Origin of the sequence: Actinotignum schaalii (genome assembly GCF_028864145.1) — a bacterium.
Taxonomy (GTDB): domain Bacteria; phylum Actinomycetota; class Actinomycetes; order Actinomycetales; family Actinomycetaceae; genus Actinotignum; species Actinotignum schaalii_B.
On the sequence record NZ_JARBHJ010000002.1, the window covers coordinates 1 to 14271 of the forward strand.

General features: G+C 58.7%; 10 protein-coding genes. 3 read left to right on the forward strand and 7 right to left on the reverse strand.

Going from position 1 to position 14271, the window contains the following annotated elements:
- Nucleotides 1-336: 336 nt before the first annotated feature.
- Both PWJ82_RS00630 and PWJ82_RS00635 read right to left on the reverse strand, forming a co-directional pair.
- Nucleotides 337-1794, reverse strand: a complete 1458-nt coding sequence (locus PWJ82_RS00630; protein ID WP_274734862.1) for a GntP family permease — start codon at nucleotides 1792-1794, stop codon at nucleotides 337-339.
- A 136-nt stretch (nucleotides 1795-1930) separates the two neighbouring features.
- Nucleotides 1931-3214 (reverse strand): enolase C-terminal domain-like protein, encoded by a 1284-nt coding sequence (locus tag PWJ82_RS00635; protein WP_274734863.1) that lies wholly within the window; start codon nucleotides 3212-3214, stop codon nucleotides 1931-1933.
- A gap of 380 nt (nucleotides 3215-3594) precedes the next feature.
- Between PWJ82_RS00635 and PWJ82_RS00640 the strand changes: the two genes are divergently transcribed.
- Complete coding sequence (locus PWJ82_RS00640) at nucleotides 3595-4353, forward strand: IclR family transcriptional regulator (RefSeq protein WP_274734865.1); 759 nt, start codon at nucleotides 3595-3597, stop codon at nucleotides 4351-4353.
- A gap of 28 nt (nucleotides 4354-4381) precedes the next feature.
- Here PWJ82_RS00640 and dnaG read toward each other — a convergent pair whose 3' ends face one another.
- The 3 genes from dnaG to dusB form a co-directional block, all read right to left on the reverse strand.
- Nucleotides 4382-6517, reverse strand: coding sequence for a DNA primase (gene dnaG, locus PWJ82_RS00645; protein ID WP_274734866.1), 2136 nt, complete (start codon nucleotides 6515-6517; stop codon nucleotides 4382-4384).
- Between the two features lie 89 nt (nucleotides 6518-6606).
- Complete coding sequence (locus tag PWJ82_RS00650; RefSeq protein ID WP_274733228.1) at nucleotides 6607-7857, reverse strand: deoxyguanosinetriphosphate triphosphohydrolase; 1251 nt, start codon at nucleotides 7855-7857, stop codon at nucleotides 6607-6609.
- Between the two features lie 125 nt (nucleotides 7858-7982).
- The gene (gene dusB / locus PWJ82_RS00655) at nucleotides 7983-9329 is read right to left on the reverse strand and encodes a tRNA dihydrouridine synthase DusB (RefSeq protein WP_274733227.1); all 1347 of its coding nucleotides are present in this window, start codon (nucleotides 9327-9329) and stop codon (nucleotides 7983-7985) included.
- Nucleotides 9330-9526: 197 nt separating this feature from the next.
- Between dusB and PWJ82_RS00660 the strand changes: the two genes are divergently transcribed.
- Entirely contained in the window at nucleotides 9527-9874 is a 348-nt protein-coding gene (locus PWJ82_RS00660; protein WP_126134600.1) for a PRC-barrel domain-containing protein, read from the forward strand.
- A 72-nt stretch (nucleotides 9875-9946) separates the two neighbouring features.
- Here PWJ82_RS00660 and PWJ82_RS00665 read toward each other — a convergent pair whose 3' ends face one another.
- A complete protein-coding gene (locus tag PWJ82_RS00665) occupies nucleotides 9947-11101 on the reverse strand; it encodes a YibE/F family protein (RefSeq protein ID WP_274733226.1) in 1155 nt (384 codons plus the stop codon).
- Between the two features lie 85 nt (nucleotides 11102-11186).
- Here PWJ82_RS00665 and PWJ82_RS00670 point away from each other — a divergent pair, with 85 nt between their 5' ends.
- The gene (locus tag PWJ82_RS00670) at nucleotides 11187-12419 is read left to right on the forward strand and encodes a lipid II:glycine glycyltransferase FemX (RefSeq protein WP_274734868.1); all 1233 of its coding nucleotides are present in this window, start codon (nucleotides 11187-11189) and stop codon (nucleotides 12417-12419) included.
- An 81-nt stretch (nucleotides 12420-12500) separates the two neighbouring features.
- Here PWJ82_RS00670 and murJ read toward each other — a convergent pair whose 3' ends face one another.
- A complete protein-coding gene (gene murJ, locus PWJ82_RS00675) occupies nucleotides 12501-14270 on the reverse strand; it encodes a murein biosynthesis integral membrane protein MurJ (protein WP_274734869.1) in 1770 nt (589 codons plus the stop codon).
- Nucleotide 14271: the final 1 nt, after the last annotated feature.

Here is a 14271-nt window from a genome sequence, read left to right on the forward strand (position 1 = left end):
TCGGACTCGGCAAGACGATCAATATGGGCAGCCATCGCCGGATAATCAATCGCACCCGAATCATCGATCAACGTGACCGACGGGCAATACACACCAGAAAACATTCCAACCCCTTTCAGGTCTAGGCAATAACAGCTACCCATTTTCCATGTTTCACGCACCATTGCGACTTACTTCGAACGATAACAGGAGGAATGTGATTCCATACCAACGCAAAACACTAGAAGACAATAAGTTTCCGTAGGAAACATAGCTGACCGGCGCGCTGATTTTTTGAACACGCCGGCCAGCGATAGCCCCGATACGTTAGGACTAATTTAGATCTTCAACTGTATGTTACAACAGGAAGAGTCCAAGACCCCAAACCAGAACTAGCCCAACGATGGAGATCAGACATGTCATTACCGTCCAGGTCTTGAACATCTCAGGAAGAGTAAATCCGAAGTACTCCTTTACCAACCAAAGGCCCGCATCGTTTACGAAGGAGAAAATAAACGACCCCGCACCAATTGCAAGAACGAGAAGACCTGTTTGGATTGGATCATAGGCGAGTGCTGTGGCAGTCGGCTCCAGAATGCCTGCCGTAGTAATCGCCGAAACCGTTGAAGACCCTGTGGCCACACGCACAAACACCGCAATAACCCAAGCAATCAAGATGATCGAGATATTTGTGTTCTCCACAAACTTAGTGATCATGTCTCCGATGCCGGTATCAATCAGAAGGTTCTTGAAACCGCCACCAGCACCGAGAATAAACACAATTCCAGCGATGGGCCGCAACGATTTTCCAGCTTCATCGTTGAGCTTTTCCCAAGGGTATCTTGTCGTAACGAAAAGCGTGAGAGATGCAAATACTAGAGAAATCAGCAGGGCAATCTCTGGGTTGCCGATGAACTGCAAAATCTGGGCGCCCATTTCCTTGGAATCGTGAAGGTCAGGGCGGACCATCATGATAATTGAAGTGATCAAGAGAAGAATGGCCGGCATAGTGACGCAAAGCAAAGACAGCCCGAAGGAAGGCTTACGACGCCCTTCGTCACCATCCGCTTTATCCCCCATCGCAAAAGTATCCGGTGCGCCGCGCGGCACGATACGCGTTGAGTACTTCGCAAACAGCGGTCCACAGATAATAACGAGAGGAATAGCAAGGACAATGCCCATACCCATCGTGATGCCCATGGAACCATTCTCAAAGGTTTGGAGAGCAGCGGTGGGCCCGGGGTGTGGAGGAACGAGTGCCTGCATTGCGCAAAGACCTGCCAAAGCGGGCATCGCAATCATCATGAGTGGCATCTTAGATTTCCGCGTAACCATGATGATTACCGGAGCCATAATAATTAGTCCAACATCGAAGAATAGAGGCAACCCAATAAGAGACCCAATGAGAGCCATAGTCCAAGGGAGCATCTTACGAGAAGACTTCGAAATCAGAACATCAACCAAAACGCCGGTCGCTCCCGTTACCATCAAAACCGCACCCAGCATTGCACCGATACCAACTAAGATACCGACACTTTTAGTCGTGTCCCCAAAGCCGTCAAGGAAAGCGTGGACCGTGTTCATTAGTCCGAACCCAGAACCAATTCCGGTAATCAGGGCCGCGAGCATAATTGCCAGGAAGGGGTGAACTTTCGCCCAGCTAACCAAAATAATGAGGATGGCAACACCAGTTACAATACTGATGAGAAGCGCCGCCGGGTTAAGGCTTACTTCCGGGATATCTCGAGCGAAAGGTAGTAATCCGTCGGGTATTGAGCTTTGTAACTGACTCACACCTACAAATAAAGCATTCATCTATATTTCCTTTTTCTGACGAGTGCGGCATTCACACTGCCGCACGCGGGTAATCCAAATGGATTAACCAATAGCAAGTAGCGACAGCTATTTATTTAGTCCGCGTGCGGCAGTGGAACTTGTTTTCCCGGGAAAACTAACCTCGGTAGAGGTACTTTTCAGCGGTTTCCTGAGTCATCTCAGCACCGTTGCCGGGAGCCGTTTGCGGCATGTAGTTACCATTCTTAATGACCGTCGGGTGAACAAAGTGCTCATGTTGGTTATCGACATACTCAATCAATCGGTTCTCCATAGTTCCCGAAACAGCAACATAATCAAACATTGCAAAATGCGCCACAGCTTCACATAAGCCGACACCGCCAGCGTGCGGGCAAACAGGCTTATTAAATTTCTTGGCAAGCAGGTATTCAATGACCAGTTCCTGCGGACCAGCGACACGGGTCGCGTCAACCTGCATGATTCCAAACGCGTTCATTTGGAGATACTGCTTGAACATAATCCTGTTCTGCATATGTTCACCAGTCGCTACAGGAATCGGATTAATAGCGCGTGCGATAGTGGCGTGTCCGACCACATCATCCGGCGAAGTCGGCTCTTCCACCCAAGCCAAATCGAAATCATGGAATTCATTAATCCAAGAAATCGCGTCAGGAACGTCCCACACCTGGTTAGCATCAACAGCCAACTTCACGTCAGGACCAATAGCTTCACGAGCCAACCCAAGACGCCGAATATCATCCTCGACGCGGCGCCCCACCTTCAGCTTAATAAGCTTGAAGCCCTTTTCTTGGGTCTCTTCCTTACACAGCGAGACCATCTTTTCATCGGAGTATCCTAGCCAACCCGCGGCAGTGGAATACCCGGGATAGCCATTTTCAAGAAGATTGGCAATTCTTTCTTGCTTACCACGCTGACCATCTTTCAGGAATTCGATAGCCTCTTCAGGGCGAAGCGCATCAGAGAGATAACGGAAGTCGAGGGTTGCAACCAATTCCTCGGGTTCCATCTCGCCCAGCAGGCGCCACAAAGGCTTTCCAGCACGCTTAGCTTTAATATCCCAAAGCGCTGAGAGCAATGCGCCAATGGCCATATGCTCCACACCCTTTTCCGGACCAAGCCACCGCAGCTGGGAGTCGCCTACGAGCAGATCCCACGCGAGCCGCATATTGTCGAGCAGCTCCTCAACATTGCGCCCAACAAGTGTGTGAGACATTGAGTTCATTGCCGCGCAAACAACATCATTTCCACGACCGATGGTGAACACAAACCCGACACCAAAAATTCCATCATCAGCGTCAGTAGAAATTTCTACATACGCTGACGAGTAGTCAGGATCGGGATTCATCGCGTCCGAGCCGGAGAGCGTGTTAGATGTGGGGAATCGAAAATCGTACGTTTTTACGCCGGTAATCTTACTCACGAGTAAACTCCTTTGTTTTAGTTACCCACCGTGGAAGTTCCACGTCATGAACCCTAGTCCCATTTGGGGAACTATCCTAGGACCTTTCGCAGCCTATATTCGCGTCCAGTACGTAAAACTGTGCAAATACGCGGGTTAAGCATTTAGATATGACACACTTCACATTTACGAATTGCAACTTCACCTTAACTGACAGAGAATAATACTTTGACGTTAAAATAGAAAAGGGCTGACTCACTCCGCCCTCAAAGTTTTTGAATCGTAGTTTCGTTCCTCTAGGAACCGTAAGAAAACGCGCACAATCAACAGCCAACCATCTACAATTAAGTTCCATAAAATGGAACTGGTGGTCCGTATTAATCTAGAAGAAGGTTCTTCTCTTGAGTACCAAACAGAGCCCGAGCGCAGCCGATAAAACTCTTATTGTTCTTCAAGCTGCACTGCAACATCCACGTTTTACCGACATCGTTAACGCTACTGGCTTGGCAAAATCTAGTGTGCATCGGCTTCTCCAAACCTTGGTGAAGTACGAGTTCATTGCGGTAAGTGCTGACGGAAACTACTACGCCGGACCGGCCGCTTTGTCGCTCGCCGCCACAGCATTCGAAAGAATCGACATCTCTCAACAGACAAAACCCTATATTCGACAACTTGCACGCGAAGTCGGGTGCCAAGTACACATTGGGGCGAGGAACGGTAAAGACGCCGTTTATGTTGCAATACAAGAAACTGATACCCCGTACCGCATACCATCACGAATCGGGGATCGACTTCCATTCCATTCGACTTCAATCGGTAAGTGTTTCCTCGCCGAGGAAGAGGATGAGGCAATCATTCGTTACGTGGCCGATATGCAACTCCCTAAACATACGCCCCGAACTATTTCGACAACTGCCGAACTGATAAAAGAAATAGACAAAGTTCGCGAGCGCGGATTCGCAATAGACGACGAGGAGAACGTGCCTGGGATTCGGTGCGTTGCCGTCCCCATTAGGAACCATCTTGGACGCGTTAACCACGCATTATCAATCACTACCTTAACGTTGGAGAAAAGTATGGACGAAGTCATTGCCTTGGTTCCCCAAGTCAAGCAAACCGCAGCAAAGATCTCGCGTTCTCTAGGAGCCAAAGAATTCTGAGAACACTCAGCCGGGTAGCTAGGGTTAGCTACCCCAGCTCCATCCGTTCCTCACAGGTGCGGCGCTGCGCCTCGAGTTCCATGAGACGAGCGAAATGCTGCTGATAGGCGGTATCCTCCGGGTTGGTGCGCTGGAGGGCGGAACGCACGTCCTCAATTTGGCGCAGCACGCCCAGCCGAATAAGCGCCAGAGCAATCCCCCACACATAGTGCGGGAGGCGCTGCACATCGGTCTCGGGAAGCGGTTCAGCCGCGAGCTGGGATATCACCCCGGCCAGTTCCGGCCCCCCGGCCGCGATCACCGCCTCCACGTAGGCGGCACTCGCCTGTGGTTCAGCGTGTTCCGCATCCATACCCGCGCCGGTCAACTGCGCGAAACGCTCCGCAAATACCCGGGTTCCCCCCGCCGCGCGAATCGCCGTGTGGATGGCGTGGTGCACCGGATGGGTAAAGGTATGCGGGGGCAGATTATCCATCTCCGCCCGCGCCGCAAAAGCCGGAAGCTGAAGATAAATCTCCAGCGCGGCCCGCTCCACTTTTTCGGTAGGATCACGCAGCTCAGGCACCGGCGGCAAGGTCGCCGCCCGGTGCGCACCGCCATCGGGTGCGCTCCCCTGCTGCGGCGCTCCCTGGTACGACGCCGCCGCATTCCCCGGCTGCACCGCACCGCCAGCATAGTCTGATAATCCGCCGTAGCGGTTTTCCACGCTGTGCAGGCTATCTGCACCGTAGCGGCTATCTGCACCGCGAGCGCTATCGGTGTGTTCACTAGCAGCCTCGAGCACCGCGCGCGCCTGGGCCCGGCCCTGGCGCCCCGCCTCCGCCACCGCTTGCCGCACCACATGCTCATCCATACCGAGCCAGCCGGCCAGATTTCGGGTGTATTCCCCGCGCAGCACCCGATCCCGAATCCCGGCCACAATCGGGGCGCTCACCCGTAGCCCGGCACTGCGCCCTTCCGCGGTGGTGAGCGGAAGATCCTCGATCAGGGAGCGAATCGCAAACTCAAAGAGGGGCCGCCGCCCGGCGATGACATCCCGCAGTGCCTCATCGCCGCGCTGGAGCCGCACATCGCAGGGATCCAGGTTATCCGGCGCTATCGCCACGTAGGTTTGGGTGGCGAACGCCTGATCCTCCCCGAAGGCACGCAGAGCCGCTTTTTGGCCGGCGCTATCGCCGTCGAACGTAAAAATAACTTCCCCGCCGTAGGCCTTCCCGGAGGAAAGCACCACGCCGGCGGCCGGGTTGGCGCCGTCGCCAAGCAAGCGCCGCACAATTTTCACGTGCTCGGCCCCGAAAGCCGTACCGCACGTCGCCACCGCCGTCGTGACCCCTGCCAGGTGCGCGGCCATGACGTCCGTATAGCCCTCCACGATCACCACGGAACGCGAGGCCGCGATCTCTTTCTTCGCGAGGTTGAGGCCGTAAAGCACCTGCGATTTTTTGTAGATGGGTGTTTCGGGGGTATTGAGGTATTTTGGCCCCCGGTCGTCCGCCCCGAGGCGGCGCGCCCCGAAGCCGATGGGTTCACCAGTAATGGAGAAGATTGGCCACATAAGGCGCCCGCGGAAACGGTCGTAAAGCCCGCGGTTGCCGCGCGTGGCCAGGCCCGCCGTTTCGATTTCCCGGTCGGAAAAACCGTGGCTGCGCAGGTGCGTATAGAGAGCGTCCCAGGAGTCGGGAGCGTAACCGCAGTCAAAATGGTCGATGGCCGCCCGCTCAAAGCCGCGTTCAGCTAGCAACGTGCGGGCCGGGGCAGCCTCCGGGCTGTCGAATTGAGCGCGATAGAACTGCACAGCAACCCGGTGGGCATCGATCAGCCGCCGCTTGGAAGGCTCCCCCGGCTTGCGCTCACGCGCGCCCTCATAATGCAGCTCAATCCCGGCGCGGCGCGCCAGCAGCTCCACCGCCTCGACAAAGTCAATACTCTCAGCGCGCTGCACGAAAGCGAAAACGTCTCCGCCTTCCCCGCAGCCAAAGCAGTGCCAGCGCCCCAGATTCGGGCGCACGTGGAACGATGGAGTTTTCTCATCATGGAAGGGACACAGGCCTTTGAGCGAGTCCACTCCACCGGGGCGCAGGGCCACGTACTGAGAGGCGACGTCGTCGATCCGCACCGCGGCGCGCACCCGATCGATGTCTTCCCTTTTGATGAGCCCGGCCATGCCGCCTAGTCTAAGCGAGGCCGCGGCGCCGTGCACGTACGGACCGCGCGCTTCCACAATTCACCTCGCGCGTGACTGCCACCGCACGCCTAGTGGCGCAGCATTCCGCACAGGTGCGCGTGCCACTGCCGTGCGGAAAGATCGGTGAGCGAAGCGACCTGGTCGATCACCAAACGCAGCCGCGCGTCCTTATCGCTACTCGCCCACAGTTCCGCCAGGTGCGGCTCCAATTCGGCCGGATTATCCAGAAGTGCCTCGACGAGGTCAAAAATAATGGCGCGCTGTTCCACGTAATGCGGTTCGTGCTCGCGCGGGGCCATGACATAAGCCACCGCGATCCCTTTCAGGACCGTGATTTCGGCAAAAGTTTCTGGCGGCACGACGACGTTACCGTTGTAGCGCACCAATTTGCCGTGCCCGGACTGCGCCCAGGTGGCCTGGCACACGGCAGAAACAAAACGCCCGATGAGGTCGGAGGTAAGGTCTTTCATGCGGGCAAAGTCACGGTAATTACCCCCGAAGTGCACCGGCCAAGCTTCCTCGCGCAGCAGGCGGTCAAGGGCATCGGAAAGCTCGCCCGCGCTCGGTTCGCCGTACCAGGCGAGGGTATCGGTCACGACTTTCTGGCGTTCGCCCGGATCGGTCAGGCAGGAAGGATCGAAGAACCCGCGGGCGATCGCATCCTCAACATCGTGGACGCTATAGGCGATATCATCAGCCAGATCCATGATTTGAGCTTCGACGCAGCGGTTGTGCCCGTGCGCGCCGTGGATCCACTCGAAAACATCGGCGTCATCACGATAGTAATTGAATTTCGGGGTGCCGCCCGGACCTTCGTTATTACCCCAGGGGTATTTGATCACGGCATCCAGGGTGGCGCGGGTGAGGTTAAGGCCCGCCGGGCGCCCGGTGCGGGTGGTGCGTTTGGGCTCGAGGCGAGTAAGGATACGCAGAGTCTGGGCATTGCCTTCAAAACCGCCGATATCCGCGCCGACTTCCGCGAGGGCCCGCTCCCCGTTATGCCCGAAAGGCGGGTGGCCGAGGTCGTGGCACAGGCACGCAGTTTCCACTATATCCGGATCACACCCGAAATTTTTCGCCAAAGAACGCCCAATTTGAGCAACTTCGAGGGAGTGGGTGAGGCGAGTGCGCACAAAATCATCCGATTCGGGCCCGAGCACCTGGGTTTTCGCGCCGAGGCGGCGCAGCGCCGAGGAATGTAGCACCCGCGCACGGTCACGTTCAAAATCGGTACGCGAACGCGATTTGGGTGGTTCGTGCACCCACCGTTCGCGGTCATCAGGCCCGTAGACTTCGGCCGCCCCAAATAAATCCGTCACAGCTAGAGAGTACCAAGCCTGCGAGCAGTGCGGTGCTGGCGGGTAGAGCGGGCGATTGCGCCGCCGTACCGCGGCTGGCACAGTCACCGCACTGTAGTACGCGCAGTCACCGCACCGCGGCCGGTTTAGCCGCCGGAAATATCGAGTTCGGCTTCGTGGATTCGGGCGGCTTGTTCCGGGGTTAATTCGCGCGAATCAAGCCAGCCTTCGGGCAGATGCGGGCGCTTCTCCCCTCCGGCGCGCCCGCGTTTTCCTTCCGCGGCGGCCGGATAGGGCTGGTCGAGGTCCAGCCCCTGGAGGCGCTCGTGCAGTTCCTCCAGGGTGGAGACCAGGCCGAGCGCATGGCGCGTTTCCCCGCCCACCGCGAAACCCTTGAGGTACCAGGTGATGTGCTTGCGCAGTTCTCGCATCGCCTTATTTTCGCTCCCAAAATGCTCCACCGAGAGGCGGGCGTGGCGCTCAATAATCGCTGCAACTTCCCGCAGGGAGGGGCGGCGCTGCACCGTGGCCCCGTGCATGAGTGCGGCCAAATCGTAGAAAATCCAGGGGCGCCCCTGGCAGCCGCGTCCGACTGCCACCCCGGCGCATCCGGTATGGGCGCGCAGCGCGGCGGCATCTGCGGCGTCGAAAACATCACCGTTACCGAACACGGGCAGATCCGTGGACTCCACCAGCTCGGCAATATAATCCCAATTCGCGTGGCCTGCGTAGTGCTGGGCGGTGGTGCGGGCGTGCAAGGTGAGCCCAGCGACCCCGTAGTCTTCAGAGATACGGGCCACATCCCGGAACGTTTCATGGGCGGCGTCAATCCCCACCCGGAATTTCACCGTGATAGGCACGGCGTGATCGCGCCCGCGGTTCGCGAGGTTAGCTGCTTCGGTGGCCTGGCGCACCAGGTCCTCATACAAATCCAGTTTCCACGGAAGTGCCGAACCCCCACCCTTACGGGTGACTTTCGGGGCCGGACAGCCGAAGTTAATATCGATATGGTCCGCGCGGTTTTCATCAATGAGGAGCCGCACCGCCGCGGCTACCACCTTGGGTTCCACCCCGTAGAGCTGGATGGAACGCACCGGATCGCTCGGATCGGGCTGGATCATGGTCATGGTTTCCGGGGTGCGTTCCAGCAGCGCGCGGGAAGTGATCATTTCGCATACCCACAGTCCGGCCGGGGCGTAGCAGCCGGACGCATGAGATTCCGAGGCCTGCCCCTCCCCCGTGGTCTCGGCCTGGTTCGTATCCGGGCGCACGGCGTGGTTGGTATCCACCCCCGCAGCGTGGCTGGTATCTGGACGCGCGACTTCGGGAACATTTCCCGCGCCCGTTGCGCACCGGATTCCCGCCTCGGCTTCTTCACGGCACAGCTGGCGGAAAGGAGGGTTGGTCACCCCGGCCATTGGCGCGAGCATCACCGGCGTGGCCAAAGTCAGATCACCCAGCCGGATCGCCGGCCATGCGGCGTTATCCCCCATGTGTTTCCCTTCTTCCCGTCCTGCATCATGGATGAGGGTACCGCACAGCCAGGAGCCAGAGTTATTCCGTGAGCTAAACACCCAGCTATATGACCTGCATCACGGTAACCTGAAAGTGTGTCACCACTACCCGTGCACGGCTAGCTTCGGCAAACTCACGTAGCTTCTACATTTTCTACCAGAAAGGCACAGCGCATATGGCTGATAACAGCACCGTCCAAGACGTCCTGGATGCCACCGCTTATGACCGCTCCGAGGCGGAAATCGGGCCGGTGCGTGAAGTGTTCCTCGATGACGCCAGCGGGCAACCCACCTTCGCCCTCATTGGGCGGGGATTATTCAATCTTCGCTCCGCCCTGGTTCCGCTGCGCGGTTCGCGCCTGGTGGAGGGCAAGCTCATCCTCGCGGTTTCTGCAGAAGCGGTGGCCAGCGCTCCGGCCTGGTCAGTGGAGGACGGCCTCACCGAAGACCAACAGCAACGCATTTACGAACATTTCACCCTCACCGATATTGCCGACGGCAACGAGCACGCTATCGATGCTTAGCCACCGGATCTCCAAGGGGAATCCGCTCCTCAACGTTTCTCCCGCTGCTTGGTTGCACCGTGGAGCCACAAACTAGGCGTTCACCCGATCCCGCCCGGGGGCCACGGGGGCGAGAAGCGCGGCTACCGCCGTCGTCAAAGGAATCGCCAGCACCAAGCCAACGGAAGCGGCCAAGGTGCGGGTGATCTCCTCCGCGATCTGCTCCACCTGCATGAGGTCAAGGAAAGACCGCTGGTAAATCGAGGCGAGAATCAGAAGGGGCAGCGAAGCTCCCACGTAGGCGAAAGCCAGCGTATAAACGGTTGAGGCGATATGGTCGCGCCCGATGGCCATCCCGCGGCGTATGAGGCGGCGGCGCGGTGTGCTCGGCGATTCGGCGTGCAGCTCCCAAATGGTAGAAACCTGGGTAATGGTGACGTCATTGAGGGCACCCAGCCCGGCCAGAATAATCCCCGCCAGCAGCAGAGTACGCATATTAATACCGCCCAGGCTCCAGGAGAGCATTGCGGTTTGTTCCCCGCCCGTGCCACTGAGATTCTGGGCGCCCACCGCCCACACCGCGACCGCCGTGGTAATAAGAAGCCCGAGGAAAGTTCCGATAATCGCGGTGGTCGTACGGATCGAAATGCCATGGGCCAGATAAATCGATGCGAACATCATCGCTGACGCCCCGGTCAGCACCACCGCGAAAGCATGACCGCCACCGGCCAGCGCCGGGATAATAAAGAACCCGACCACCAGGAGGGATACCCCTAAGCCCGCGAGCGCCGCCAGGCCCTTCCAGCGTGCCACCGCCACAATGACTAGCACGTAGAGTCCGGCCAGGAGCGCCAGGGGCACCCCGCGCTCAAAATCAACGAAAATATGGGCGGTACCGGAGGTGACCATGGCAGGATTGAAACGGGCCTCAATAACATCCCCCACGGCCAGCCCGGAAGCCACCACCTCCGCCGGAACATGCACGGGAACGGATACGCCCTCCACTTCCATCTCCACCGGCGTTTGGCCTTGCGCATCCGTTTCCCCCACCGAGGTGATCGGCCCGCTCACCATGCTCACACCCGGCGAATTAAGCGGGATAGAGCCCACCGGGGACTCCCCGCGCGGCCACAGCACGACCAGCGCAATCACGGTAAGAAGGGCGAGTGGCACAACAATAGCGGCGAGCAGGCGCCCAACTTTACGGCGCACCCGCGCCGGTACCTCGATATCTGAATGATGATGCACGCCTTCAGGCTACCGGCCCACCGCCGCGCGTGGAAACCGGTGTTTCTTCCCGGGCTTGTTCGCCCGTCATCATTAGACTATCTACATGCATTTCACCACGTTGACTGCCGAAGAGTACGCCTCCGCCACCCGCCACAGCTCGCGACTCTTCCTCGCTCAGCTTCCCGAATACGGCCAGTGGCGCACGGAGCAGGGAGATACCGTTGATTATGTGGGGGTACGCGAGGGCTCCGAGCTGCGCGGCGTCGCCCTTATAACCTACCAGCCGTGGAAAAAGCTTTTCACTCGCGCCATTATTACCAACGGCCCCACCCTGGATTGGGAAGATGCCGAGCTGGTGGATTTCTTTTTCACGGAGCTCAAGGGCTACCTCGCCGCGAAGAAACGGGTGATCGCCTTGCGTATCACGCCTAATGTTCCCGCGGCTTTCTACACGGACACTGACAAAATGGCGGATTCTGCCCTGGGTACGCGGGTAACTGCGCAGCTGAGCGCGGCCGGCTTCCAGCGCGTCGCGGTGGATCCCAATGACCCGGCCGATATTCATTTTATTTATACGAAGGATATTGCTGGAAAGAGCTTCGAGGAAATCGCTGATTCCCTCACAAAAACGATGCGTCGCCAGGTTAAGCACGTGGGGCGCTACGGCGTGGAGGTGCGTACCGGAGGCGTGGAGTTGTGGGAGACTTTCCACCAGCTTTACGAATCCTCGCGCGAGCGCACCGAGATGGCCGAAATCTCGGATTATTCCGCGCACCTGTATACCGCGATGATGGAGAAACTGGGCCCGGAGCGGGCTTTCCTCGCGATTGCCTACGCGCATCCGGCCACCTACCTGGAGGAGATCACCGCGAATATTGCCCGCCTCGATGAGCAGATCGCACAGAATTCCACCGAGCCGCATACTCGCAAAAAGGCGGGAGCGCTCAAGGAGCTCGGTAACCAGCGCGCCTCCCTGGTCAAGCAGGAAACCGAGGCCCGCGATTTAGCGCAGCGTTACGGCACTAGTGTGCCTTTCGCCGGGGTGCTGGCTTTCCGCTGGGGTGACGAACTGGTGCAGCTGCTCCGCGGCTTCAATAAGGATTTCACCACCTATAATCGCGATTACCCGGTGGAATCCACCCTGCTGCGCTGGGCGGCCGCCCACGATATTTCCACCTATAACACTCTCGGGATTTCCGGTATTTTTGACGAGTCCGCACCTGATTACCCGGTGCTTGAGTACAAACGCAAACTCAACGGGAACGTGGAGGAATTTATCGGCACTTTCGCCCTGCCGCTGCGCCCGGAAGCCAGGCTCACGGGAGCGCTGCTCTAGCTTTTCCGGCACGGTGCCGCGGCAGCGGTACGACGACGGGGCTGCGCCACCGGCGCAGCCCGGCTAGTTCCCCGCGCGGACTCATGAACGCCGGCGCAACCGAGCCAGGATCTTCGCCACGGGGCGGAAAAGCACGTCGATTTCTTCCATTTTTGCGAGCTTCATACCGCCCACGTAGATCAGCACCATGACGCTTCCTCCCACGATGAGGGCCAGGAGTGCCTGCGCCGGGGTCATGGGGCTAAAGACGGGGCCCACCAGGCGGGCCGCCCCGTAGCCGGCCGCGGCCGCCAGCCCGGAAATCGCCACGAGTTTGAGATGGAAGGATGTCAGGGTGGCGCCATCGACCCCACCCATGCGCGGGGACAGGTGCCACAACATCACAATGACCGCAAAAATATTGGCGAGGGAGCCCACAATGCCCACCGCCCACACCACGTGCTGGGGCGGCAGCAGCGCGCAGAATACCGTGAGCACGCAGGAGGCGCCCTGGAACGGCAAGCTAATGAGGAAGGCACCGCGGGTGTCCTCAAAAGCGTAGTAAACGCGGTCGAGTACGCTCACCGCACCGATCCCAAAGAGCCCGAGGGCCATAGAAGCCACCACTTTCCCCAGGGTGACCGCCTGCTCCGCGCTCGACGTAATAGCGAAAAGCCGCGAGACGGGAACCGCGAAAACCATGAGGCCGATGGCCGCCAGGAACATGATGGTGGAGACGATGCGCAGGGTGCGGGAAACATCGCGGCGCATGCGATCCCTATCTCCATCCGCGGCCGCCCGCGAGATCCGGGTAAAGACCGCGGTGGCAATAGAAACGACGAAAAGCGAGGTGGGTAGGGAGTAGATAGTGTAGGCGGTGTCGTAGGCGAAATTACCCGCGACGTACTCCGAATTCATGCCCATGCGAATGGCCCGGTCAGAGGCCCCGGCGGCGGCATTGGAAATGAGCGCCGTCGGGATGATCGAGGTGACCATCATGAGGAGCATCCACCAGGAAGCCCGGCCAGCCGCCCCCAACCCGGAATTACGCCACCGGAAATCGAAACGGAAATGGATACCCAGGCGGCGCAGCGGCCAGATAAGGATAAGCGCTTGGGCCACGATCCCCAGGGTGGAAATACCACCGAGCCAGCCCACCCGCGAGGCGGTCCACCGCCCGGCTTCCAGAGCATCCTCCGGGGTGGCCGAACCAAAAATAGCAAGAATGGCGAGCATCCCGAGAACCGCCACCACGTTATTGAGAGCCGGCGCCCACATATAGGGCCCGAAGTTTTCGCGGGCGTTGAGGATCTGCCCGATAACGGTGTACATGCCGTAGAAGAAAATCTGAGGCAGGCACCAGTAGGCCCAGGCCACCGTGAGACGATACCAATCCTCGGACATGGTGGCCGCCATAACTTTCACCACGGCGGGCGCAGCCAGGGTAATAAGCACCGTCACCGCCCCCAGGCCCACAATCGCCACGGTGAGGAGCTTGTTAATAAAAGCGGCGCCTTCTTTCTCCCCCCGTTTGGTGGCCCGCACGATCGCCGGCACCAGCACCGCGTTGACCAGACCGCCCACAATAATCATGTAGATGAGGTTCGGGAGCTTATTGGCAATCCCGAAAGCATTTCCAGCCGGCGAGGTTAGGCCCACCACCGCACCGAGGAGAATCGGGGAACGCACCAGGCCGAGGATGCGCGAGACGAGCGTACCGAAGAACATGATGATGGAGGCCCGCGCGGCACTCGCGCTTTTTGCACCGGAACTAGCGGAGGTATCGGGCTCCGCTAGCTCCGGGCGGGCATCGGCACAATCATCGGCCACAAAATGCCGCCCGGTCGGGCGGCGCGGGGGGAAGAAACGCATG

Excerpts from the sequence above, each read along its gene's own strand:
- PWJ82_RS00630 (WP_274734862.1), bottom strand. The coding sequence starts at position 1,794 with ATGAATGCTTTATTTGTAGGTGTGAGTCAGTTACAAAGCTCAATACCC.
- PWJ82_RS00670 (WP_274734868.1), top strand. The coding sequence starts at position 11,187 with ATGCATTTCACCACGTTGACTGCCGAAGAGTACGCCTCCGCCACCCGC.
- PWJ82_RS00660 (WP_126134600.1), top strand. The coding sequence starts at position 9,527 with ATGGCTGATAACAGCACCGTCCAAGACGTCCTGGATGCCACCGCTTAT.
- dusB (WP_274733227.1), bottom strand. The coding sequence starts at position 9,329 with ATGGGGGATAACGCCGCATGGCCGGCGATCCGGCTGGGTGATCTGACT.
- murJ (WP_274734869.1), bottom strand. The coding sequence starts at position 14,270 with ATGCGTTTCTTCCCCCCGCGCCGCCCGACCGGGCGGCATTTTGTGGCC.
- dnaG (WP_274734866.1), bottom strand. The coding sequence starts at position 6,517 with ATGGCCGGGCTCATCAAAAGGGAAGACATCGATCGGGTGCGCGCCGCG.